Source organism: Streptomyces lucensis JCM 4490 (assembly GCF_014650035.1).
GTDB lineage: Bacteria > Actinomycetota > Actinomycetes > Streptomycetales > Streptomycetaceae > Streptomyces > Streptomyces lucensis.
Map to the genome: position 1 here is coordinate 112,367 of NZ_BMUE01000009.1, position 23,744 is coordinate 136,110.

The window sequence follows — 23,744 nt, forward strand, 5'->3', positions numbered from 1 at the left end:
AGCAGGGCCCTCTGGGTTGCACTGTGCGTCCGGCGTCAGCGCCCGGATCAGGCGCCAGGCGTCCGGCGTCAGCGCCCGGGGGGAGGCGTCAGGCGAGTGCGACGGCCGGCGGTGAGGTCGGCCAGGTCATCCGGATCAGGCCGCCGTTCCGCCCCGTGCTGACCTCCACGTCGTCGACGAGGCCGCTGATGACCGCGAGCCCCATCTCGTCCTCCTCGGCGTCCGCGTCGCCGTCCGGCGCGGCGCCGGGCGTGTCGCCCGCGATCGCGTGCGGGGCCTCGTCGCCGACCTCGATGGAGAACTGTTTCTCATCCTCGATCAGCGCCACCTTCACCGGTGCGGTGATGTCGTGGTTGCGATGCAGGCCGACGGCACGGGAGCAGGCCTCTCCCACGGCGAGCCGGACCTCGTCCAGCACCGCCTCGTCCACTCCGGCCCTGCGTGCCACCGCTGCCGCCACCAACCGGGCGGTGCGGACGTGCTCGGGCAGCGCGCTGAAGCGGAGTTCGACGGTGGCCATGCATCCCCCTGACTACTACGGGCGTGCGGTCGGGGCGGGGCCGCGAAGACTCCGGACCCCTCGTGTACTTCTGTGCCCCGGGCCGCCTTGTCCTCATCGGCCCAGGACGGGACCGGCCGACGTCCGGGCCCCTGCGGGAGCCCGGATGCCGGCGACCGGTCCTGAATCAGTCGGTGGCCGCCACCGCTTCCTCGACCGAGGTGTGAATCGGGAACACCTTGGTGAGGCCGGTGATCCGGAAAATCTTGAGAATGCGCTCCTGGTTGCAGACCAGGCGCAGTGAGCCCTCGTGGGCACGCACTCGCTTCAGGCCGCCGACCAGCACGCCGAGACCGGTGGAGTCGAGGAAGTCCACGCCCTCCATGTCGACGACGAGGTGGAAATTGCCGTCGTTCACCAGCTCGACCAGCTGCTCGCGCAGCTTGGGCGCGGTGTATACATCGATTTCGCCACCGACCTCGACGACCGTACGATCGCCGACGGTACGGGTCGACAGGGACAGGTCCACGGATCCTCCAGCACCTTGCTATCGAGCGGTCGCCCCTCGGGCATCCCAGCTTGGGGCCCCGGACGCATCGCCAGCCGCCATGGCATTCAATCACTTACCGGCAGGCGTGCACGACGCCTTGGCTCCATTGTCCGTCACGCCGGTGACACACTCGGTGCCGATGGCCAAGAATCACCGATCCGATGAACCCCCGGCCGACCCGGCGTCCCGCCCGTCTCCGGGCACGGTCCTGGCCCGGCTCGCCTCCGGGCCGAGCCGGGCTGCGCGCATCACTCATACGGAGCACTTGCCCCCGCGTGCGGGTCGCCATGCCGTCTGGCCTCACCGGATTCACCCGGAAGTGGTCGCAGCCGTTCAGGCGTGCGGAATCGAGCACCCGTGGGCACACCAGGCGCTGGTCGCCGAGCACGCCCTCGACGGCGACTCCGTGGTCGTCGCCACCGGCACCGCGTCCGGCAAGTCCCTCGCCTACCTCGTACCCGTCCTGTCCGACCTCCTGACCGGCTCCAAGGCACCCAACGGCCGTGGCGCCACCGCCCTGTACCTGGCGCCCACCAAGGCGCTCGCCGCGGACCAGTGCCGGTCGGTGAAGGAACTTTCACACGCTTTGGGGAACGCCGTACGCCCAGCCGTGTACGACGGCGACACCGCGTTCGAGGAACGCGAGTGGATCCGCCAGTACGGCAACTACGTCCTCACCAACCCCGACATGCTGCACCGCGGGATCCTCCCCGCCCACCCGCGCTGGTCCTCCTTCCTCAAAGCGCTCCGGTACGTCGTCGTCGACGAGTGCCACACCTACCGGGGCGTCTTCGGCTCGCACGTCGCCCAGGTGCTGCGCCGGCTGCGCCGGCTGTGTGCCCGTTACGGCTCCTCGCCCGTCTTCCTGCTGGCTTCGGCGACCGCGGCCGAGCCCGCCGTCGCCGCCCGCAGGCTGACCGGACTGCCGGTGACCGAGGTCGCCGACGACGCCTCCCCACGCGGGGAACTCGTCTTCGCCCTCTGGGAGCCCCCGCTCACCGAGCTGCACGGCGAGCGAGGCGCACCCGTGCGGCGCTCCGCCACCGCCGAGACCGCCGACCTGCTGACCGACCTCACCGTGCAGGGGGTGCGCTCCGTCGCCTTCGTGCGGTCCCGGCGCGGCGCCGAGCTGATCTCGGTGATCGCCCAGGAGAAACTGGCCGAGGTCGACCGCTCCCTCGTCCGGCGTGTCGCGGCCTACCGCGGCGGCTACCTCCCCGAGGAGCGCCGCGCCCTGGAACGCGCACTGCACTCCGGCGAACTCCTCGGCCTCGCCGCCACGACGGCCCTGGAGCTGGGCGTGGACGTCTCCGGCCTGGACGCCGTGGTGATCGCCGGTTACCCGGGCACGCGCGCGTCCCTGTGGCAGCAGGCGGGCCGCGCGGGCCGCTCCGGGCAGGGCGCCCTGGCGGTCCTGGTGGCCCGGGACGACCCGCTGGACACCTTTCTCGTCCACCACCCCGAAGCGCTGTTCGACCGCCCCGTGGAGTCGACGGTTCTCGACCCCGACAACCCCTACGTCCTCGCCCCACACCTGTGCGCGGCCGCCGAGGAACTCCCGCTGACCGAGGAGGACCTGGACCTCTTCGGTCCCGCATGCGCGGACGTGCTCCCGCAGTTGGAGGCCGCGAAGCTGTTGCGCCGGCGCACGAAGGCCTGGCACTGGACTCGCCGCGAGCGGGCCGCCGACCTGACCGACATCCGCGGCGCCGGCGGCCGTCCGGTGCAGGTCGTGGAGGAGGGCACCGGGCGCCTGCTGGGCACGGTGGACGCGGGAGCCGCGCACTCCGCGGTCCACGAGGGCGCCGTCCACCTGCACCAGGGCCGTACCTACCTGGTGCGCTCCCTGGACCTGGAGGACTCGGTCGCCCTGGTGGAGCAGGCCGACCCGCCGTACTCGACGGTCGCCCGGGACACCACCGCGATCTCCGTCCTGGAGACGGACACGGAGATCCCGTGGGGCGACGGCCGCCTGTGCTACGGCTCCGTCGAGGTCACCAACCAGGTGGTCTCCTTCCTCCGCAGGCGCCTGATCACGGGTGAAGTGCTGGGCGAGACGAAACTCGACCTCCCACCCCGCACGTTGCGCACGCGCGCGGTGTGGTGGACGGTCACCGAGGACCAGTTGGACGAGGCCCGGATCCCCCCGGAGATCCTCGGTGGCTCCCTGCACGCCGCCGAACACGCCTCGATCGGCATGCTTCCCCTCTTCGCGACCTGCGACCGCTGGGACATCGGCGGCGTCTCGATCCCCCTCCACCCCGACACGCTCCTGCCGACCGTCTTCGTCTACGACGGCCACCCCGGCGGCGCGGGCTTCGCCGAGCGCGCCTTCCACACCGCCCGTGCCTGGCTCGCCGCCACCCGCGAAGCCATCGCGTCCTGCGAGTGTGAGGCGGGCTGCCCGTCCTGCATCCAGTCCCCCAAGTGCGGCAACGGCAACGACCCACTGCACAAGAGGGGGGCGGTACGACTCCTCACGGTGCTGCTGCGGGGGGCACCGGAGGAGGTGCCGGCGAACGGGGCCGGCAATGAGGTCGCGAATGAGGTCGCGAAGAGGGCTTCGGACGGCTAGGCGCCCGTGGAAGGGCCGGGGGGCCGTAGGGGGGCTCAGGGAGGACTGGACGGCTCCGCATGCCGCCCGGCAACCGGGTTCCGCAGCGCTCCCGGTGCCGCCGGCGGCTCGGATGGCACCGGCCCCGCCGGGCCCGCTCTGGCCCTCGCCTCCGCCGCGAACGGCCCCTTTCCCGAGGCCGCCGTCACCTCGGAGATCTGGCCCGTGACGGCGCAGCGCACCAGCCGTACCCGCTGGGCCGCCGCCAGCCGCTCGGCCCGGGCGCAGGCCGCGGCGCTGCCCTCGGCCCAGTGGTCCGCCGCCGCGAGCGCCGCCAGGTCAGCACCGCCGGCCGCACGGTGCCGGACGACGACGGCCTGCCCGAGAGCGAGCACGGCACCGAACACCACGCACAGCACGGCAATCGCCCCCAAGCTCCAGACGGTGGCGGACCCCTGATCGGCGGACACCCGGCCACCCGACCCGCGATCGCGGGTCTCGCGGTGGGGAAACCTTCGATCGGAGGACACCCGGTTGGAGGACACCCCGTCGGTGTGCCCCTGGCCGGAGGCCCCGCCCCCGGAAGGCCGCCGCTCGGGGCGCTGCCGGTCGGCGTGCTGCCGGTCCGCGTGCTGCCGGTCGGAGCGCTGCCAGTCAACGTGCTGCCGGTCCGCGTGCTGCCGGTCGGAGCGCTGCCAGTCAACGTGCTGCCGGTCCGCGTACTGCCAGTCAACGTGCTGCCGGTCCGCGTGCTGCCGGTCGTACAGCCGCTCCCGATGGGAGACGCCCCGCTCGAAGGCGCCCCGCTCGGAGACATCCCGCTCGAAGGGCCGCCGCACCGAGCGCCGCCGTTCCGGGTGCCCGGAGCCGTGGTCCCCTTGCACGGCTCTCACGGTGCCTCCCCCTTCGCCGTCCCTACCGTCCCCACCGTCTCCTCCGCCAGGGCGACCGCCTCCTCGTGCACCTCGAACGGCAACCCGCTGAGCACCGGCGGTCTGGCGACCACCGTCACCCGGACCTTGTCGTCCTCGCGCCGCACCGTCACGCGCGCCCCGCGAGGCGCCGCGTCGCGGGCCACCATGACCACCGCGTCGGCTCGGTCCTGACGGGCGGCGGCGCGGGCGCCCGCGCGGGCCGCGTCCACGCACTGGATCTGCGCGGCCACCGCCAGCAGCCCCCAGACCAGTGCCATGGTGAACGCCACCAGCACGGACAGCACCACGGCCGCCTCAGCGGTCACGAAACCGCGGTCCCCCGCCCGTTCACATCCGCGCACTGAGCGCCTTCTTCACGATGCCCTGCAGTTCCGCCTTGACCTGGCCGCTGGTGACGACCTCGTAGAGCAGCAGCGCGAACCCGACGGCCGCGATGATTCCCATCGCGTACTCGGACGTCACCATGCCGGCGTCCTGGCGGCACCGGCGGTACGTTCCCCGCAGCCCCGCCACCGCTTTCCCGACCGCTTTCCTGGTCTTCCTGTTCATCTCGACTCCCGTGAGATCCAGTTCGTTTCCTCGTTCTCCGCGCTTCGCGCACTGCATCCGGCCGCTCCCGTGCGCCTCACCTCCCTCCGACGACCCCGCCCGCCAGCCCGATCACGACGGGCAGCACACCGGTCGCGATGAACGCGGGCAGGAAGCACAGGCCGACGGGCGCGGAGATCAGGACGGCTGCACGGCGCGCCCGCGTGGTCGCGGTTCGGGCCCACTCCGCCCGCGCGTCAGCGGCGATACGGGCGACCGGGCCGGCCGCGGGCAGTCCGGACTCGCCGGCCCGCTCCAGCAGCCGTGCCAGGACCGCCGCCCCGGGCAGCGCGGCCAGCCGCCGCCAGGCGACCGCCGGTTCACCTCCGAGCCGCACCTCGGCCGCACCCCGCGCCAGCGCTTCTCCGACCGGTCCGCCGAGGGCCTCCCCCACCGCCTGGGCGGCGACGACCGGGCCGGCGCCGGCCGTGATGCAGGCGGCCAGCAGATCGGCGGCGAGCGGAAGCCGACGCGCGGCTTCCGCCGTGTCGACCGTCTCCGCACGGCCGGCGGCCGCCTGACGGTCCCGCCACCGCCACAGCACCGCGCCGGTACCGAGCCCCAGCAGGACACCTCCCGCTCCGCCGGCCAGCATCCAGGCGCCACAGGCCGCGCCGGCCGGCAGCATCAGCCGCCGTACGGTGTCCGGCACCTCGAAGGACGTTCTGACGGGCATCTCGTGTCCCAGCAGTTCGGCCACCCGGTGCCGCGCCTGCCGCCGTCGCCGGACCGTGTCCAACCGCCACACGACCCAGCCGAGAGCCAGCGCCGTCCCCCCGGGCATCCCCAGCCTGTGGACGAACTCCGCGCTCATACCGCCTCCGCTCCCCGCACGATCCGCACCGCCCACCACATCCCGGCCGTCTCGAACACCGCTCCGGCGACCAGGCAGCCGAGTCCGGCACCGGTGTGCAGGAGGACGTGCAACGGGTCGGCGCCCATGGCCGTGCCGAGGAGCAGGCCGAGGACGGGGAGGGCGGCGAGCAGCACCGCGGTGGCGCGGGCGCCCGACATCTGGGCGCGCAGGTCGGAGCGCTGGGCTCGTTCGGCTCGCAGGGCCGCGTCCAGCCGGTCCAGGCCGGCCGCCAGGCCCGCGCCCTGGTCCACGGCCACCCGCCAGCACGCGGCCAGCCCGAGCAGGCCCTCGGCGCCCGGTCGCCGGGCCGCCGCGGCGAGCGCGCCGGGCACGTCGCCGCCGAACCGGGCGGCCGCGACCACGGCCGCCTGTGCGTCGCCCAGACCGCCCGAGTCCCGCGCGGCCCGCGGCAGCGCCTCGCCGGGCTGGCGTCCCGCGCGCACCTCGCCGGCGAGTGCCCCGCACAGGGTGATCACCGCGTCGGCCCGCCGGTCCCTGATGAGTCCGGCCTGCCGGGCCAGCCGCACCCGGCGCAGCGCCGGAACCCCGGCCGCCCCCGCGACGACCGGAATCACCGAGGTGCCCAGCAGCGCGAGCAGCGCTCCTGCCGCGAGCGCCCACCATTCGGCACCGAACCGGCCGCGCAGGCGGCGCAGTGTCCCGAGGGTCCTGTCCCAGGAGGGTGGCCCGGTGGCCACCGTTCCCCCGTCCGCGAGCAGCAGCCGCGCCCGTCGCATCCCGTGGTGCCGTCCGCCGAGCAGCCAGACCAGCGCGCCCAGGCAGACCAGCGCGGCCCCCGTGGACGATGCCCCGCGGATCGCTTCCGTCACTTCCATCGCCTCACTCACTCGTCCTCCGAACCTGTTCGCGCTGCCGGCCCCGGACCCGTTCGTGCCGCGGAGCCGTCGAGCAGCCGCTCCAGCCGCTCCCACCCGCGCTCCCGTGTGAAGGCGCGGTCGCCCCAGCGCAGCGCCGGCACCGTCCGCACCAGCCCGGTGGTATCCCGCTCCAGCACGTGCACTTCGGCGATCCGGCGCCGTCCGGAGCGGTCCCGTACGAGGTGCAGCACAACGGAGAGGGCGGCCGCCAGCTGGCTGTGCAGGGCGGCTCGGTCCAGCCCGGCGGCCGTGGCGAGCGCCTCCAGGCGCGCCGGTACGTCCGCGGCGGCATTGGCGTGGATCGTGCACGAACCGCCTTCATGGCCCGTGTTGAGTGCCGCGAGCAGATGCACGACCTCGGGTCCGCGCACCTCGCCGACGACCAGCCGGTCGGGCCGCATCCGCAGCGCCTGCCGGACGAGGTCCTCCAGCGTGACCAGGCCGGCACCCTCCTGGTTGGCGGGCCGGGTCTCCAGCCGCACCACGTGGGGGTGATCCGGTCTGAGCTCGGCCGAGTCCTCGGCGAGCACGATCCGCTCGTCCGGCCCGGTCAGGCCCAGCAGTGCGCTGAGCAGGGTCGTCTTCCCGGTTCCGGTGCCTCCGCTGACGAGGAAGGACAGCCGGGCGTCCAGCAGTGCCCGCAGGATCCGGTCGCCGCCGGGCGGCACGGTGCCCGCCTCCACCAGTTCCCGCAGTGTGAACGCCCGGGGCCGTACGACCCGCAGGGAAAGGCAGGTGCAGCCGACGGCGACCGGGGGCAGCACCGCGTGCAGCCGTGTTCCGTCGGGCAGCCGGGCGTCCGCCCAGGGCCGGGCGTCGTCCAGCCGGCGTCCGGCCACGGCGGCGAGCCGCTGCGCGAGGCGTCGTACGGCTGCCGCGTCCGGGAAGGTCACCGGTGTCAGTTCCAGGCCGCCACCACGGTCCACCCACACGCGATCCGGCGCGGACACCAGGACGTCGGTGACGTCCGCGTCGGCGAGCAGCGGCTCCAGCGGGCCGGTGCCGACGAGTTCCGACCTCAGGTGCCGTGCCGCGCCGAGGACCTCGGCGTCGCCGAGCACCCGGCCCTGTTCGCGCAGCGCCTGGGCCACGCGCGCGGGTGTTGGTTCGGCACCGCTCTCGGCCAGCCGGCGCCGTACGCCGTCGAGCAGGGCCGCGCAGTCGGCCCGGTCGAGTCCGGGGAACGTCATCGGGTGCCTCCGGCCTCGACGAGCGCTCGCTCCCAGAAGTCCGCGCAGAAGCGGGCGAGGGGACTGTGCGCGCCGGCGCCCGGGGGTTTGGCGCCTGTCCGGGGGCGCAGCAGTGCCGGTTCGACGGGCAGCTCGCCGGCCAGGGGCAGGTCGAGCAGCCGGGCCACCGCCTGGTCGTCCAGGCCCGGCGCGTAGGGGCCGCGCACCGCGACCCGCACGTCGCGCACGACCATCCCGAGGGCGGACGCGACCCGGCCCGCGGCGGCGACCGCCCGCAGTTCGGCGGGGACGACGAGCAGAGCCAAGTCGAGCTGGGCGAGGGCCTCGGCGACCCCGTCGTCCAGACGGCGGGGCAGGTCGACCACGACGGTGCCGCCGCGTCGGCGGGCGGCGGCGAGGACCGCGCGCACGGCCGGGGGCGGGACGGCGACGCAGTCGCCGCGGTCCCAGCTGAGCACCCGCAGGGCGTGCAGCTCGGGCAGCGACTCCTCCAGGGCGCCGCCGCCGACCCGGCCGCGGGATGCGGCGAAGGCGGGCCAGCGCAGTCCGTCGGCGCTCTCGCCGCCCAGGAGCACGTCGAGTCCGCCGCCGAGCGGATCGGCGTCCACGAGGAGGGTGCGCAGTCCCTCGCGTGCCGAGGTGACGGCGAGTGCGCAGGCGAGCGTGGACGCGCCGGCTCCGCCCCGGCCGCCGATCACCCCGACGGTCAGGGCGGGGCGGCCGACGCCCTCGGCCACGTCGGCGATGCGGTCGACCAGCCACTGCTCACCGTCGGGCAGCATGAGGACGTGGTCGGCGCCGATCCGCACGGCTCGTTTCCACACTCCCGGGTCGTCCTGGTCGCGGCCGACCAGCACCACTCCGCGGCGGCGCGCGGCCCCGCGGACGCGGCGGGCGGCGTCGTCGCCGACGAGGACGAGCGGGGCGTCCTCCCAGCCGTCGCCGTGCTCCGGTACGCCGTGGCGGACTTCGGGCGTGGCGCCGGCTGCCGCGCACAGACGCAGCAGATCGTCCAGGAGACCGGCGTCCTCGGTGACGATGAGCGGCCGTCCGGGCCGGCCTTCCGCCGTGGGCGGCGGGTCGTGGGTGACGGTTCCGGTCACGTGTGTTCCCCCTTCGCTGCATGGGCGCGCGGCCATGGCGGTCGTGCGATTCCCGTGGATGTGAAGAACCGGCGAGCGGCCTCCATATGAGCGGCCGAAAGGAACCGGCCATAGGCGCCGCGGCAATCAGAACCGGCCATGAACTCGCCGTGCCGAGCGCGCTGGAATCACGGTGCCGCGATCTCCGAAATCGTGTGGATCTTGGTCGAAAACCGTGGACAACTCCGAAGCTGTGAATATCGCCGTCACCCGTACCGGTGACCTGCCGGCGGCCCCCGCACCGGCCGTTGTGCGGCATTCACAGAGCAATCCGGCGATTACGGCGAGTAATGAATCATGAGCATGGCAAAGCGGCGCCCGGAGCGGTCACAGCGCCGGCCGCAGGGGCCTTGAAACAGAGAGGGGAGGTGGGAAAACGTACCCGGACATGCGACGACCCCCGCCGGGGGGGAGAGCGGGGGTCGTCCCCACGGCCGACTCGGGGGGGGAGGAGTCGGGCCGGGTTAGCACGGTCGCGAACGATCCGTGACTTCCATGGTGTACCCGAGAGCCTTCTCAGGCAAACCCACACGCCACACCTTACGCCGAATGGTGGGCCCCTATGCTCAGGGATGTGGAAAACCACTCCTTGCCCCGCGCCGCGGCCTTCTTTGACCTGGACAAGACGGTCATTGCGAAGTCGAGCACGCTCACCTTCAGCAAGTCCTTCTACCAAGGCGGGCTGATCAACCGCAGGGCCGCGCTGCGTACCGCATACGCCCAGTTCGTCTTCCTGGCCGGCGGCCTCGACCACGACCAGATGGAGCGCATGCGCGAGTATCTGTCCGACCTGTGCCGCGGCTGGAACGTCCAGCAGGTCAGGGAGATCGTCGCCGAGACCCTGCACGACCTGATCGACCCGATCATCTACGACGAGGCCGCCTCCCTCATCGAGGAGCACCACACAGCCGGGCGGGACGTGGTCATCGTGTCCACCTCCGGCGCCGAGGTGGTCGAACCGGTCGGGGAGCTGCTGGGCGCGGACCGGGTGGTGGCCACCCGCATGGTCGTCGGCGAGGACGGCTGCTTCACCGGGGAGGTGGAGTACTACGCCTACGGCCCGACCAAGGCCGAGGCCATCCGGGAACTGGCCGCCTCCGAGGGCTACGACCTCGACCGCTGCTACGCCTACAGCGACTCCGCGACCGACCTGCCGATGCTCCAGGCGGTCGGCCACCCCCACGCGGTGAACCCGGACCGCGCCCTGCGCCGCGAGGCGGCCGCGCGCGGATGGCCGGTACTGGAGTTCCGCCGCCCCGTCCGGCTGAAGAAGCGGCTGCCCACGCTCTCCGTCCCGCCGCGCCCCGCCCTGGTCGCGGCGGCGGCGATCGGAGCCGCCGCCGCCACCGCAGGACTCGTCTGGTACGCCAGCAAGCGCCGCAGCACCGCCTGAAGAGGTCCTTTTCGTCCCTGTTCGCACCTCAAGGCAAAGAAGTGCGGGCAGGGCTTCCACTTCCTCGCGGCTCGCGGTACAAAGAAGTCAGGCCCGCGAGACCAAAGGACATCCGAGAGGATCACCTGACACTACGCACTTGGCCCACGGACCCCGCATGTACACCGGGCACCCACGCGACGTCGACCCGTCGATTACGGGCCAGCCGCACCAGGTGACGGGCAAAGCACCCCGACCTGATGGGCGAATATCGAGGACGCTTGGTAACCGGGCGTGCATGCCAGCGGCGGTACGACTTCTCGTACCGCCGCAACCCGTGTCCGGGGCGTTCTTCTCAGGCCGCGCCGCGCTGCAGCGCCTCGCACACCGCCGTCGACTCGCGCACACCCAGCTCGACAGCCCTGCCGCAGTGGGCGACCCAGGCGGCCACGCCCTCGGGCGTGCCGGAGACGTATCCGTCCAGCGCGGCCAGGTAGGAGGCGCGGCCCTGTTCCGCGTGGCCGACCTCGGCCGGGCAGACCGACTTCGGGTCCAGGCCGCTGCCGATCAGCACGATCCGCTCCGCCGCGCGCGCGACGAGCCCGTTGTGGGACACGAACGGGCGCAGCGCGAGCAGCTCGCCGTGCACCACGGCGGCCGTCACCAGCGCGGGTGCGGACGTTCCGGCGACGATGAGGTCGGCCAGCCCCTCCAGGCGGCCGGACACCTCCTGGGCGTCCGGCAGCGGCAGCTCGACCAGCGGCTCGTCCACCGGCTCGCCGGCCTGGCGCGGCCTCCCGACCCGCTCGTCCTGGCCCGCCGCGGCCACCAGATGCAGCCGGGCCAGCACCCGCAGGGGCGACTGCCGCCAGATGGACAGCAGCTGCCCGGCCTCGGCCGACAGCCGAAGGGCCGCGCCCACCACGCGCGCCTCGGTGTCGGCGCTGAAGTCGGTACGCCTGCGCACCTCCTCCAGCGCCCAGTCCGCGCCGGACAGCGCAGCCGAGCCCCGGGCACCGCGCAGAGCCGCCTCGGAGGTGATCGCATTACTGCGGCGCCGCATGATCCGGTGCCCGTAGACCCGGTCCACGGCCTTGCGCACGGACTCCACGGACTCGGCCACACCGGGCAGTGCGCCCAGGGCCGCGAGCGGATCGGCGGTCGCGCCTGTCGTACTCATGAGTACGACACTACGCACCCCATCGGCCGACCCCACGAAGGAGTGGTCTTCTTCACTTCGCCAAGGTACGCACAGCTACAAGTCGACTACTCTTCGTGAACATGAAAATTGCTTTCGTCGGGAAGGGCGGCAGCGGAAAGACCACGCTCTCCTCCCTCTTCGTCCGTCACCTCGTGGCCGCCGGAGCGCCGGTGCTCGCCATCGACGCCGACATCAACCAGCACCTGGGCCCGGCGCTCGGCCTCGACGAGGCGGAGGCGGCCGCACTGCCCGCGATGGGTGAACGGCTGCCACTGATCAAGGACTATCTGCGGGGGCACAATCCGCGCATCCCATCCGCCGCGACGATGATCAAGACCACCCCGCCCGGTGAGGGCTCGCGGCTGGTCCAGGTGCGGGAGCCCAACCCGGTCTACGACGCCTGCGCGCGTCCGGTGGAACTCGACGGCGGCGCCGTCCGTCTGATGGTCACCGGCCCCTTCAGCGACGCCGACCTGGGGGTCGCCTGCTACCACTCCAAGACCGGAGCGGTGGAGCTGTTCCTGAACCACCTCGTCGACGGCCCCGACGAGTACGTCGTGGTCGACATGACGGCGGGTTCGGACTCCTTCGCCTCCGGCATGTTCACCCGCTTCGACGTCACGTTCCTCGTCGCCGAGCCGACCCGCAAGGGGGTGTCCGTCTACCGCCAGTACAAGGACTACGCCCGCGACTTCGACGTCGCCCTCAAGGTCGTCGGCAACAAGGTCCAGGAGCAGGACGACATCGACTTCCTGCGCGCGGAGGTCGGGGACGACCTGCTGGTGACGGTCGGGCGCTCGGACTGGGTGCGCGCCATGGAGAAGGGCCGCCCGCCGCGGTTCGAGCTCCTCGAGGAGGGCTGCTCCCGCGCCCTGCAGACCCTCCGGGCCACCGCGGACGCCACGTACGCACAGCGCGACTGGGACCGGTACACCCGTCAGATGGTGCACTTCCACCTGAAGAACGCCGAGGCGTGGGGCAACGAGCGCACCGGGGCCGACCTGGCGGCGCAGGTCGACCCCGGATTCGTCCTCGGCGAGGGGCTGGCGGCTCCCGCCTGACGCCTACTGCTTGACGGCCGGCGCCCCGGGCACGCCCTTGGGCGCCGGGGCCGGGCGGCCGGAGAGGAAGGACGCCCAGCCCTGCCGGGGCGCCTCACCCACCTCCAGGGTGCGCAGCCTGCGCAGGGTCTCCGGGTTCTGGGCGTCCAGCCAGTCGGCCAGCTGACGGAACGAGACGCAGCGCACCTCGGGCTTGTTGCACACCTCCCGCACCACCTCGTCAATGGCGCGCATGTAGGTGCCGCCGTTCCAGGACTCGAAGTGGTTGCCGATGACCAAGGGCGCGCGGTTGCCGTCGTAGGCCCGGTAGAAGCCCTTGATCAGGCCGTCGCGCATCTGGTCGCCCCAGTAGTCGAACATGTCGGGGTCGCCCTGGGTCTGCGTGCCCGACTGGTTGACCATGAAGTTGTAGTCCATGGTCAGCTGTTCGTAGGTGTGGCCGGGGAAGGGCACCAGCTGCATCGACAGGTCCCACAGCCCGTCCTTCTTCTCGGGCCAGACCTGGTCGTCGACACCGCTGGAGTCGTAGCGCAGGCCCAGCTGGCGGGCGGCCTTGCGGAAGTTCTTCTGCCCTTCCAGGCAGGGGGTGCGGCCGCCGATCAGCTCCTTGTCGTAGTCGAAGGGCAGCGGCGAGGACCGCTTCATGCCGGTGTTGGTCTTCCAGTTCTTCACGAACTGCTTGGCCTGGGCGATCTCGCTCTTCCACTCCTCCACCGACCAGGTGCCGACGCCGCCGTCAGGCCCGCAGAAGTGGCCGTTGAAGTGGGTGCCGATCTCGTTGCCCTCCAGCCAGGCCAGCCGGACCTGCCTCAGGGTGTCGGCGATGCCCCGCTCGTCGTTGAATCCGATGTCGGAGCTGCCAGGCGAGTGCTGCGGCGGCTTGTACAGGTCGCGCTTCTCCTCGGGCAGCAGGTACACGCCGCTGAGGAAGTACGTCATGGTGGCGTGGTTCTCCTTGGAGACCTTGCGGAAGTGCGAGAACAGCTTCTGACTGTCCTCGCCCGCGCCGTCCCAGGAGAACACGACGAACTGCGGGGGCTTCTCACCCGGCTTGAGCCGCTCGGGACTCGGCAGGTGCGGCTGCGAGCCGGTGTACGCGGTGGAGCCGTCGCCGATCAGCCGGACCACGCTCCCCGGCGCCGGTGCTCCCTGCTGCGGGCCGGAGACCCCTTCCTTCGAGCCACTGGAGCCGGTCGCACAGCCGGCGAGCGACGCGGCACAGGCCGCGGTGACCACGGCACCGACGGCGATCCTCTGGGTGGCGGCCATGTTCCGCCCACCTTCTTCCTTCTCTCGGACACGCGCTGACGAGGGCCTTTGCTGGTGATGTGCCGGGCTTACGCCGACGGCGCCGCCAAGGTCGCACGGGACCGGGAGGGAATTAGTACGACAAACCGATCAAATGCATTTGGTTCACCCGAGGGTGTGATCCTCTGTGCCGTTTGCCTCGGAAAGCTATGCATTGTCTTTACTCTGCATTACGGTTCATTTACCAAGCGTCACCTCATCCCGCCGCTGTACGCCGTGACTCACGGCCGCGACCGACCCCGCCATCGACGCGGGCCCCACTCAGACCGCGACCGCGCCGCCCCGGAGGAGACGGGACCATGCCCTCAGCCTGCGCACCACCTCACGCCCAGCACCCCCACCCGCCGCACAGCCCCCCACCGGGCCGCCGCCGTCGGCGCCTCGTCGACGGCGCCGACGTGTCCGCGGCCGTCGCGGTCTTCCTGATCGCCCTGCCGCTCTCCCTCGGCATCGCCCTGGCCACCGGCGCACCGCTGCAGGCCGGACTCGTCGCCGCCGCGGTCGGCGGGATCGTCGCGGGCCGACTGGGCGGCTGCCCGCTGCAGGTCAGCGGCCCCGCGGCCGGACTCACCGTCGTCACCGCCGACCTGATCCACCGTTACGGCTGGCGGACCACTTGCGGCATCACCGTCCTCGCCGGTCTCGCCCAGCTCGGGCTCGGCTGCCTGCGGGTGGCCCGCGGAGCGCTCGCCGTCAGCCCGGCCGTGGTGCACGGCATGCTCGCCGGCATCGGCATCACCATCGCCGTGGCCCAGTTGCACATCGTCCTCGGCGGCAGCCCGGACAGCTCCGTCCTCGCCAATGTGCGCGCACTGCCCGCCCAGTTGGCCCATCTGCACCCGGCTGCCGTGATCACGAGTGCGCTGACCCTGGCACTGCTGCTGGCCTGGCCGCGCCTGCCCGGCCGCGCCGGCCGGAGCCTGCGCAAGGTACCGGCCGCACTCGTCGCCGTCGCCGGCGCCACCTCGGTGGCCGCCCTCACCGGGCTGACCCTCCCCCGGGTCGACCTGCCTTCCTGGAGCAGCCACGCGCTGGCCGGCCTGCCCGAGGGCCCGGCGCTCGGCATCGCGGCAGCCGTGCTCACGACGACCCTGGTGTGCAGCGTGCAGTCGCTGCTCGGCGCGGTGGCCGTCGACAAGCTGGTCGCGGCCCGGCCCGGACCGCAGCCCCATGCCGGCCGCTCGGACCTTGACCGGGAGCTACTGGGCCAGGGCGCCGCCAACATCGTCTCCGGGGCACTCGGCGGACTGCCGGTCGCCGGGGTGGCGGTGCGCAGTACCGCCAATGTGAGATCGGGCGCCGTGAGCCGGAACTCCACGATGCTGCACGGCGTTCTCGTAGTGGTCGCCGCGCTGCTGATGGTCCCGGTCCTGGAGGGGATCCCGCTCGCCTCCCTCGCAGCCCTGGTGATGGCCGTCGGCATCCAGATGGTGTCCCTGCACCACATCCGCACGGTGACACGCCACCGCGAAGTGCCGGTCTACGTCGTGACCACGCTCGGTGTGGTGCTCCTCAACGTCCTGGAGGGCGTGCTCCTCGGGGTCACCGCGGCGGTCGCCGTCGCCCTGCACCGCCTCGCCCGCACCCGCATCACGCATCACGAGAGGGAAGGAGTCCACCACCTGCACGTTCGCGGCCAGCTGACGTTCCTCGCGGTGCCCCGGCTGAGCAGAGCCCTGCACCTCGTACCCCAAGGCGCCCACGCGGTCGTGCAGTTGGACGGGTCGTTCATGGACCACGCGGCCTATGAGTCACTGCAGGACTGGCGCAGCTCCCACACCGCGCGGGGCGGCACGGCAGAGCTGTCGGGCCGGCGCGATGGAATCCGGACCGCCGGGCCGGCCGCGGCCGCCGAGTGCCGGTGCCGGCCCTGGACACCGTGGCGCAACCACCAGTCCTGCTTCGCGGGAGCTCCCACCGCCCCGGCAGGGCAGGAAGCGGCGCACGAACTGGCCCGCGGCATCAGCACGTTCCAGCGGAACACGGCGCCGCTGGTGCGAAAGGAACTGGCGCGGCTCGCCCGGGAGGGCCAGCGGCCCTCACAGCTCTTCCTCACCTGCGCCGACTCCCGGCTCGTCACGTCGATGATCACCTCCAGTGGTCCGGGCGACCTGTTCGTCGTCCGCAACGTCGGCAACCTGGTGCCGCCACCGGGCGAGGAACACGGTGACGACTCGGTCGCCGCCGCCATCGAGTACGCGGTGGACGTGCTCGGGGTGCGCTCGATCACGGTGTGCGGGCACTCCGGGTGCGGGGCGATCCAGGCCCTGCTGGCCACGGAGGGCGCCGGCGGCGGCACCCCGCTGCGCCGGTGGCTGCGACACGGGCAGCCGAGCCTCGACCGGATGGCCGGTGAGCGCCACGCCCGGCCCCGGCTGGCCGGGCGGGAATGCGCGGACGCGGCGGAGCAGTTGTGCCTGACCCACGTGGTCCAGCAGCTGGACCACCTGCGGGCGCACGCCCCGGTCGCCCGGGCGCTGGCCGAGGGACTCCTGGAGCTGCACGGCATGTACTTCCACGTCGGCGAGGCGCAGGCGTATCTGCTCACGGAAGCGGAAGGAGAGAGCCTGTTCCAGGACGTCGCGGAGGGCGTCGCCGCGGAGGGCGTCGTCGCAGACGTCACCAGGGGCCGCTCGCACGGGGCCCCTGCGGAAGGCGCGAAAGGCCTGGCCGCGGGCGTCACCGCAGGAGAGGAGGCCCGCAGCCCGGCGTGACCGGCCACTGACCGACCACCCCCACGACAGGTCTACACCAATTTTGGGGTCGGCCCTTGTCATCGCCCCCCGCGTCTGATGAGCTGTGGCCTGGGACACAACGGACACCCTTGGAAAGGGAGATGTCGTGAGCAACGAAAGCCTGGCCAACCTGCTCAAGGAAGAACGCAGGTTCGCGCCCCCCGCCGACCTGGCCGCGCACGCCAACGTCACCGCGGAGGCGTACGAACAGGCCAAGGCTGACAGGCTCGGCTTCTGGGCCGAGCAGGCCCGCCGGCTGACCTGGGCCAAGGAACCGACCGAGACGCTGGACTGGTCGAACCCGCCGTTCGCCAAGTGGTTCAAGGACGGCGAGCTGAACGTCGCGTACAACTGCGTGGACCGGCACGTGGAGGCCGGGCACGGGGACCGCGTCGCCATCCACTTCGAGGGCGAGCCCGGCGACAGCCGCTCGATCACCTACACGGAGCTGAAGGACGAGGTCTCCCGCGCCGCCAACGCCCTGCTGGAACTGGGTGTCCGCAAGGGCGACCGGGTCGCCATCTACATGCCGATGATCCCGGAGACCGCGATCGCGATGCTCGCCTCCGCCCGGATCGGCGCCGCGCACTCGGTCGTCTTCGGCGGCTTCTCGGCGGACGCGCTCGCGACCCGCATCAAGGACGCGGACGCCAAGGTCGTCATCACCGCCGACGGCGGTTACCGGCGCGGCAAGCCGTCCGCTCTCAAGCCGGCCGTGGACGAGGCGATCACCAAGGTCGACAACGTCGAGCACGTGCTGGTGGTGCGCCGCACCGGGCAGGACGTGGCCTGGAGCGGCGAGCGCGACGTCTGGTGGCACGACCTGGTCGGACGCCAGTCGGCCGAGCACACCCCGGAGGCGTTCGAGGCGGAGCACCCGCTCTTCATCCTCTACACCTCGGGGACGACCGGGAAGCCGAAGGGCATCCTGCACACCTCCGGCGGCTACCTCACGCAGACGGCGTACACCCACTGGGCGGTCTTCGACCTCAAGCCGGAGACGGACGTGTACTGGTGCACGGCCGACGTCGGCTGGGTCACCGGGCACTCCTACATCGTCTACGGGCCGCTGGCCAACGGCGCGACCCAGGTCATGTACGAGGGCACGCCGGACACCCCGCACCAGGGCCGGTTCTGGGAGATCGTGCAGAAGTACAAGGTCACGATCCTCTACACGGCGCCGACCGCCATCCGCACGTTCATGAAGTGGGGCGACGACATCCCCGCCAAGTTCGACCTCGGCAGCCTCCGGGTCCTGGGCTCGGTCGGCGAGCCCATCAACCCCGAGGCGTGGATCTGGTACCGGCGGCACATCGGCGCCGACTCCACACCCGTCGTGGACACCTGGTGGCAGACCGAGACCGGCGCCATGATGATCTCGCCGCTGCCGGGCGTCACCGAGGCCAAGCCCGGCTCGGCGCAGCGCCCGCTGCCCGGCATCAGCGCGACGGTCGTGGACGACGAGGCGAGCGAGGTGCCCGACGGCGGTGGCGGCTACCTGGTGCTGACCGAGCCGTGGCCGTCCATGCTGCGCACCATCTGGGGCGACGACCAGCGGTTCATCGACACCTACTGGTCCCGCTTCGAGGGCAAGTACTTCGCCGGTGACGGCGCGAAGAAGGACGACGACGGGGACATCTGGCTGCTGGGCCGGGTGGACGACGTCATGCTCGTGTCCGGGCACAACATCTCCACCACCGAGGTGGAGTCGGCGCTGGTCTCGCACCCGTCGGTCGCCGAGGCGGCCGTCGTGGGCGCCGCCGACGAGACCACGGGCCAGGCGATCGTCGCCTTCGTGATCCTGCGCGGCACGGCATCGGAGAACGAGGCACTCGTCGGCGAGCTGCGCGACCACGTGGGCGCCACGCTCGGCCCGATCGCCAAGCCCAAGCGGATCCTGCCGGTGGCGGAGCTGCCGAAGACCCGCTCCGGGAAGATCATGCGCCGCCTGCTGCGGGACGTGGCCGAGAACCGCCAGCTCGGCGACGTCACCACGCTGACGGATTCCACGGTCATGGACCTCATCCAGACCAAGCTCCCGGCGACGCCGAGCGAGGACTGACCGGTGCGGTGAGCCACCGCAAGGGGGCACCCGGCGACGACGCGCCGGGTGCCCCCTTGCGCGTCTAACGTGAGGCTCACCGGTTCCGGTCGCCAGTGCCGTTAGGTAAAGTAAACAAAAGCGTCAAGACGCGAAGAGAAGCACAGGTGCGCCGGGAAGTCTGGTCGGCATGTGAGCCGTCCTGCCCACCCACCGGAGGTCCCGCCGTGACCGCGACCCGCACCCCGAAATCCCCCCGCAAGGTCCTCGGACGCATGTCGCTGCCCGAGCGGACCTTCGTCACGGACGCGCTGCGCACCGAGACCGTCGGCGGTGTCCTGCTGCTCCTGGCCGCCGTGGCGGCGCTGGTCTGGGCGAACGTCCCCGCCCTGCGCCACAGCTACGAGACGGTCAGCGATCTGCACTTCGGTCCCGGCGCGCTCGGTCTGCACCTCTCCGTCGCCCACTGGGCCGCCGACGGCCTCCTCGCGGTGTTCTTCTTCGTGGCCGGCATCGAGCTCAAACGCGAGCTGGTCGCCGGGGACCTGCGGGACCCCAAGGCGGCCGTGCTGCCCGTGGTGGCCGCGCTGTGCGGCATGGCCGTACCCGCGCTCGTCTACACCGTGACCGCCCTGGCCGGGCACGGCTCCACGCAGGGCTGGGCGGTGCCCACCGCCACCGACATCGCCTTCGCGCTCGCCGTCCTCGCAGTGATCGGCACCGCGCTGCCCAGCTCCCTGCGGGCCTTCCTGCTGACCCTGGCGGTCGTCGACGACCTCTTCGCGATCCTGATCATCGCCGTCTTCTTCACCGACCGGCTGGACTTCGCCGCGCTCGGCGGGGCCGTCGGCGGCCTGGTGGTCTTCTGGCTGCTGCTGCGCAGGGGCGTTCGCGGCTGGTACGTGTACGTGCCGCTGGCCGTGGCGATCTGGGCGCTGATGTACAACAGCGGCGTCCACGCCACCATCGCCGGCGTGGCGATGGGCCTGATGCTGCGCTGCACCCCGGCCGAGGACCAGGAGCGCTCGCCCGGCGAACGTGTCGAGCACCTCGTGCGGCCCTTGTCGGCCGGGCTGGCCGTCCCGCTGTTCGCGCTGTTCAGCGCCGGGGTGTCGGTCTCGGGCGGGGCGCTCGGGGACGTGTTCACCAAGCCGGAGACGCTCGGCGTCGTGCTCGGCCTGTTCGTCGGCAAGGCCCTCGGCATCTTCGGTGGCACCTGGCTGACCGTCCGCTTCACCCGGGCCTCGCTCGGCGACGGCCTCGCCTGGGGGGACGTCTTCGCGGTGGCCGCCCTCGGCGGGATCGGCTTCACGGTCTCGCTGCTCATCGGCGAACTGGCCTTCGGCGGCGACCCGGTCCTCACCGACGAGGTGAAGGCGGCGGTGCTCACCGGATCACTGATCGCGGCCGTGTGCGCGACGGCACTGCTGAAGATCCGCAACGCCGAGTACCGCAGACTGTGGGAGGAAGAGGAGCGCGACGACGACCTCGACGGCATCCCGGACGTCTACGAGCAGGACGACCCGGCGTACCACCTGCGCATGGCCGAGATCCTGGAACGCAAGGCGGCCGAGCACCGGCGGATCGCCGCGGAGCGGGCCGCCGCGGCGCGCCACGGGCTTGCGGAAGTGCCGGGCGGGGCAGGCGAGGAGGGCGGCCGTCCGGCATGATCTGACGAGACAGTACAAATCAAGACGCCAGAAGAGACCTCAGAGGGAGAACGCGATGAGCGCACCCGACGGCAGCCCGGTCGGCGCCGAACGCAGCATCGGCCAGCTGTTCGCCTCGGCGACGACCGAATTGTCGGCGCTGGTGCACGACGAGATCGCGCTGGCCAAGGCCCAGCTCAAGCAGGACGTGAAGCGCGGCGCGGTGAGCGGCGGCGCCTTCTCGATGGCGGGCGCGGTCCTGGTCTTCTCGCTGCCGATGCTCAACTTCGCCCTCGCCTACGGCATCCGCACCTGGAGCCACTGGAACCTGGGCGTCTGCTTCCTGCTGTCCTTCGCGGCGAACGTGCTGATCGCCGGCGGTCTCGCCCTGATCGGCGTTCTGTTCGCGAAGAAGGCCAAGAAGAGCAAGGGCCCGCAGAAGGTCGCCGCCTCGATGAAGGAGACGGCCGGCGTCCTGCAGAACGCCAAGCCGCACCCCCGGCCGGAGCTGCCCGAGGACCGGACCCCCGCGGCCATCGAAGCTGTGGCACGCTCGTCCTCATGACCGAACCCGCCCCCTCGGCCGTACGGATCGATCTGCCCGACGGCCGGAAGGTGACGCACCGGGACGTCGCCGCCAACGGCGCCCGCTTCCACATCGCCGAAGTCGGCGACGGCCCCCTGGTGCTGCTCCTGCACGGCTTCCCGCAGTTCTGGTGGACCTGGCGGCACCAGCTGGCCGCGCTCGCGGACGCCGGCTACCGGGCGGTGGCGATGGACCTGCGGGGCGTCGGCGGCAGCGACCGCACCCCCCGCGGGTACGACCCGGCCAACCTCGCCCTCGACGTCACCGGCGTGATCCGCTCGCTCGGCGAGCCGGACGCCGCGCTGGTCGGCCACGACCTGGGCGGCTATCTGGCGTGGACGGCGGCCGCGATGCGGCCCAAGCTCGTGCGCCGCCTCGTCGTGGTCTCGATGCCGCACCCGCGGCGCTGGCGCGCGGCGATGCTGCGGGACGCCCGGCAGACGGCCGCCAGCTCCTACATCTGGGGCTTCCAGCGGCCATGGCTGCCGGAGCGTCAACTCGTCGCGGACGGCGGCGCTCTGGTGGGCCGTCTGATCCGGGACTGGTCCGGGCCGCGGCTGCGGGAGGACGAGACCGTGGAGACGTACCAGCGGGCCATGTGCATCCCGTCCACGGCGCACTGCTCCATCGAGCCGTACCGCTGGCTGGTGCGCTCGCTGGCCCGGCCGGACGGCGTCCAGTTCTACCGCCGGATGAAGCGGCCGGTGCGGGTGCCCACGCTGCATCTGCACGGCTCGCTGGACCCGGTGACCCGTACGCGCAGCGCGGCCGGTTCCGGCGAGTACGTCGAAGCTCCCTACCGCTGGCGTCTGTTCGACGGTCTGGGGCACTTCCCGCACGAGGAGGACCCGGCGGTGTTCTCCTCCGAGCTGATCAGCTGGCTGAAGGACCCCGAGCCCGACCGGTGATCGCACGGTGACGGTTTCGATGCGTTGAGTGTCCGATTTGCTGAACACTTGTCCCCCGAACGGCCACATGCCTTCCGCATAGGCCAATTGGGGGGCGCCCAGGCGGTTATCGACCTTCGGGCGGGGGCACACGTCCGGGTATGGGCTGGACGCACGACTACAGTGACGCACCCCGCAACCGCCGCTCGGCCACGGGTCTGAGCACGCCTCAACGAGGCACCCCGCAACTCGCGGAAGCGGAGCTGCGGGTGGGGATCCCGCGCATCCTGCGCCGCCGGGCCCGCTGGGTCTCGGTGCGTCTGCGTCACCCGCGCGGCTGACGGCCGCGGCTGACCCCGCCGCGGGTTCACGGGGCCCCGCCGGGGGTTCACGGGGCCCCGCCGCGGGTTCACAGGGCCTGCCGCGGGTTCAAAGGGCGCAGCTGTCGGTCCCCACCTGCTCGTTCGCCGTTCGTCCCCGGGCGATGTCGTGCTGGATCTCGTCCGCCGTCAGGGCGTAGCCGGTGTCGGCGTCGTCGAGGGACTTGGCGAAGACCACGCCGTACACCTTGCCGTCAGGGGTGAGCAGGGGTCCGCCGGAGTTGCCCTGGCGGACGGTCGTGTACAGCGAGTAGACGTCACGGCGGACCGTGCCGCGGTGGTAGATGTCGGGGCCGTTGGCCGTGATGCGCCCGCGTACGCGCGCGGCACGCACGTCGTACGAGCCGTTCTCCGGGAAGCCCGCGACGATCGCGCCGTCACCGCCGGCCGCGTCCCGGCCGGTGAACCTCAGGGCCTTCGCCCTCAGGTCGGGTACGTCCAGGACGGCGATGTCGCGCTTCCAGTCGTACAGGACGACCTTCGCGTCGTACTTGCGGCCCTCGCCGCCGATCTGCACGGTCGGCTCGTCGACCCCGCCGACGACGTGCGCGTTGGTCATGACCCGGCGGTCGGCGAAGACGAAGCCGGTGCCCTCAAGGACCTTGCCGCAACTCTGGGCGGTGCCGGTGACCTTGACGATGGAGCGCTGGGCCCGCCCGGCCACCGGGCTGCTCGCCAGGGCCGGGTCGGGCGGCCGGACGTCCTTGATCGGCTCGTTGGCGAACGGGCTGAAGACCTGCGGGAAGCCGTTCTGCGCCAGGACGGAGGAGAAGTCGGCGAACCAGGTGTCGGCCTGCGCGGGAAGTGCTCTGGAGACCCCGAGGAGCACCTTGGAGCCGCGCACCTCCTTGCCGAGCGTCGGCAGCGTCGTACCGGCGAGGGCGGAGCCGATCAGCCAGGCGACCAGGAGCATCGCCACGACGTTGACCAGCGCGCCGCCGGTGGCGTCCAGGGCGCGGGCCGGCGACCATGTGATGTGACGGCGGAGTTTGTTGCCGAGGTGGGTGGTGAGTGCCTGGCCGACGGAGGCGCAGACGATGACGACGACCACGGCGATGACGGACGCCGTGGTGCCGACGTCCGCCCGGTCGGTCGCGGCGTCCCAGACGACGGGCAGCGTGTACACGGCGACGAGTCCGCCGCCGAGGAACCCGATCACCGACAGGATGCCGACGACGAAGCCCTGGCGGTAGCCGACGACCGCGAACCACACGGCCGCGACCAGCAACAGGATGTCCAGCACGTTCACCGCTTCAGGCCTCGCCTACTCACTCCGGTCCCCACAGCCCGGCCGGGGACCCGGCCCGCCACGCCGTGGCAGAGGGACCTGGC

The 23,744-nt window shown here is 72.3% G+C and carries 21 protein-coding genes; 9 read left to right on the forward strand and 12 right to left on the reverse strand.

What is annotated here, in order from left to right; all coding sequences use genetic code 11:
* Positions 1–88: 88 nt before the first annotated feature.
* Both IE177_RS21335 and bldG read right to left on the reverse strand, forming a co-directional pair.
* Positions 89–520 (reverse strand): ATP-binding protein, encoded by a 432-nt coding sequence (locus tag IE177_RS21335; RefSeq protein WP_190016968.1) that lies wholly within the window; start codon positions 518–520, stop codon positions 89–91.
* Positions 521–686: 166 nt separating this feature from the next.
* Complete coding sequence (gene bldG / locus IE177_RS21340) at positions 687–1,028, reverse strand: anti-sigma factor antagonist BldG (RefSeq protein WP_010986038.1); 342 nt, start codon at positions 1,026–1,028, stop codon at positions 687–689.
* 79 nt (positions 1,029–1,107) lie between these two features.
* Between bldG and sftH the strand changes: the two genes are divergently transcribed.
* Positions 1,108–3,624, forward strand: coding sequence for a DEAD/DEAH box helicase (gene sftH, locus IE177_RS21345; protein ID WP_229816194.1), 2,517 nt, complete (start codon positions 1,108–1,110; stop codon positions 3,622–3,624).
* Positions 3,625–3,659: 35 nt separating this feature from the next.
* Here sftH and IE177_RS21350 read toward each other — a convergent pair whose 3' ends face one another.
* The 7 genes from IE177_RS21350 to ssd form a co-directional block, all read right to left on the reverse strand.
* A complete protein-coding gene (locus tag IE177_RS21350) occupies positions 3,660–4,073 on the reverse strand; it encodes an Rv3654c family TadE-like protein (protein ID WP_190017118.1) in 414 nt (137 codons plus the stop codon).
* A 419-nt stretch (positions 4,074–4,492) separates the two neighbouring features.
* Positions 4,493–4,843, reverse strand: coding sequence for a TadE family type IV pilus minor pilin (locus IE177_RS21355; RefSeq protein WP_190016969.1), 351 nt, complete (start codon positions 4,841–4,843; stop codon positions 4,493–4,495).
* Between the two features lie 22 nt (positions 4,844–4,865).
* Entirely contained in the window at positions 4,866–5,087 is a 222-nt protein-coding gene (locus IE177_RS21360) for a DUF4244 domain-containing protein (RefSeq protein ID WP_190016970.1), read from the reverse strand.
* Positions 5,088–5,163: 76 nt separating this feature from the next.
* Positions 5,164–5,940 carry a type II secretion system F family protein gene (locus IE177_RS21365; RefSeq protein WP_190016971.1) on the reverse strand — a complete coding sequence of 259 codons (777 nt, stop codon included), beginning with the start codon at positions 5,938–5,940 and terminating at the stop codon, positions 5,164–5,166.
* Positions 5,937–6,818, reverse strand: a complete 882-nt coding sequence (locus IE177_RS21370; RefSeq protein ID WP_190016972.1) for a type II secretion system F family protein — start codon at positions 6,816–6,818, stop codon at positions 5,937–5,939. Before IE177_RS21370 ends, IE177_RS21365 begins: the two co-directional genes overlap by 4 nt.
* A gap of 8 nt (positions 6,819–6,826) precedes the next feature.
* Positions 6,827–8,050, reverse strand: coding sequence for a TadA family conjugal transfer-associated ATPase (locus IE177_RS21375; RefSeq protein WP_190016973.1), 1,224 nt, complete (start codon positions 8,048–8,050; stop codon positions 6,827–6,829).
* On the reverse strand, positions 8,047–9,153 hold the full coding sequence (gene ssd, locus IE177_RS21380) for a septum site-determining protein Ssd (RefSeq protein ID WP_190016974.1): 1,107 nt from the start codon (positions 9,151–9,153) through the stop codon (positions 8,047–8,049). Before ssd ends, IE177_RS21375 begins: the two co-directional genes overlap by 4 nt.
* 601 nt (positions 9,154–9,754) lie before the next feature.
* Between ssd and IE177_RS21385 the strand changes: the two genes are divergently transcribed.
* Complete coding sequence (locus IE177_RS21385) at positions 9,755–10,585, forward strand: HAD-IB family hydrolase (RefSeq protein ID WP_190016975.1); 831 nt, start codon at positions 9,755–9,757, stop codon at positions 10,583–10,585.
* Positions 10,586–10,919: 334 nt separating this feature from the next.
* On the opposite strand, the gene IE177_RS21390 is transcribed toward IE177_RS21385, so the two are convergent.
* A complete protein-coding gene (locus IE177_RS21390; protein ID WP_190016976.1) occupies positions 10,920–11,744 on the reverse strand; it encodes a Fic family protein in 825 nt (274 codons plus the stop codon).
* 101 nt (positions 11,745–11,845) lie between these two features.
* On the opposite strand from IE177_RS21390, the gene IE177_RS21395 reads away from it, so the two are divergent.
* Positions 11,846–12,826 (forward strand): ATP-binding protein, encoded by a 981-nt coding sequence (locus tag IE177_RS21395; protein ID WP_190016977.1) that lies wholly within the window; start codon positions 11,846–11,848, stop codon positions 12,824–12,826.
* A gap of 3 nt (positions 12,827–12,829) precedes the next feature.
* Here IE177_RS21395 and IE177_RS21400 read toward each other — a convergent pair whose 3' ends face one another.
* Positions 12,830–14,095, reverse strand: a complete 1,266-nt coding sequence (locus tag IE177_RS21400; protein ID WP_190016978.1) for a polysaccharide deacetylase family protein — start codon at positions 14,093–14,095, stop codon at positions 12,830–12,832.
* A gap of 338 nt (positions 14,096–14,433) precedes the next feature.
* Between IE177_RS21400 and IE177_RS21405 the strand changes: the two genes are divergently transcribed.
* The 6 genes from IE177_RS21405 to IE177_RS35110 all read left to right on the forward strand — a co-directional run bounded on the left by IE177_RS21405 (position 14,434) and on the right by IE177_RS35110 (position 22,373).
* Positions 14,434–16,848 carry a bifunctional SulP family inorganic anion transporter/carbonic anhydrase gene (locus IE177_RS21405; RefSeq protein ID WP_190016979.1) on the forward strand — a complete coding sequence of 805 codons (2,415 nt, stop codon included), beginning with the start codon at positions 14,434–14,436 and terminating at the stop codon, positions 16,846–16,848.
* 127 nt (positions 16,849–16,975) lie between these two features.
* Positions 16,976–18,931 (forward strand): acetate--CoA ligase, encoded by a 1,956-nt coding sequence (gene acs, locus IE177_RS21410; RefSeq protein WP_190016980.1) that lies wholly within the window; start codon positions 16,976–16,978, stop codon positions 18,929–18,931.
* Positions 18,932–19,185: 254 nt separating this feature from the next.
* The gene (gene nhaA, locus IE177_RS21415; RefSeq protein WP_229816211.1) at positions 19,186–20,580 is read left to right on the forward strand and encodes a Na+/H+ antiporter NhaA; all 1,395 of its coding nucleotides are present in this window, start codon (positions 19,186–19,188) and stop codon (positions 20,578–20,580) included.
* Positions 20,581–20,635: 55 nt separating this feature from the next.
* Positions 20,636–21,124: a phage holin family protein gene (locus tag IE177_RS21420; RefSeq protein ID WP_190016982.1), complete on the forward strand. Its 489-nt coding sequence runs from the start codon at positions 20,636–20,638 to the stop codon at positions 21,122–21,124.
* On the forward strand, positions 21,121–22,053 hold the full coding sequence (locus IE177_RS21425) for an alpha/beta fold hydrolase (protein ID WP_190016983.1): 933 nt from the start codon (positions 21,121–21,123) through the stop codon (positions 22,051–22,053). Before IE177_RS21420 ends, IE177_RS21425 begins: the two co-directional genes overlap by 4 nt.
* A gap of 140 nt (positions 22,054–22,193) precedes the next feature.
* A complete protein-coding gene (locus IE177_RS35110; RefSeq protein WP_078611785.1) occupies positions 22,194–22,373 on the forward strand; it encodes a hypothetical protein in 180 nt (59 codons plus the stop codon).
* An 88-nt stretch (positions 22,374–22,461) separates the two neighbouring features.
* On the opposite strand, the gene IE177_RS21430 is transcribed toward IE177_RS35110, so the two are convergent.
* On the reverse strand, positions 22,462–23,661 hold the full coding sequence (locus tag IE177_RS21430) for a MarP family serine protease (RefSeq protein ID WP_190016984.1): 1,200 nt from the start codon (positions 23,659–23,661) through the stop codon (positions 22,462–22,464).
* Positions 23,662–23,744: the final 83 nt, after the last annotated feature.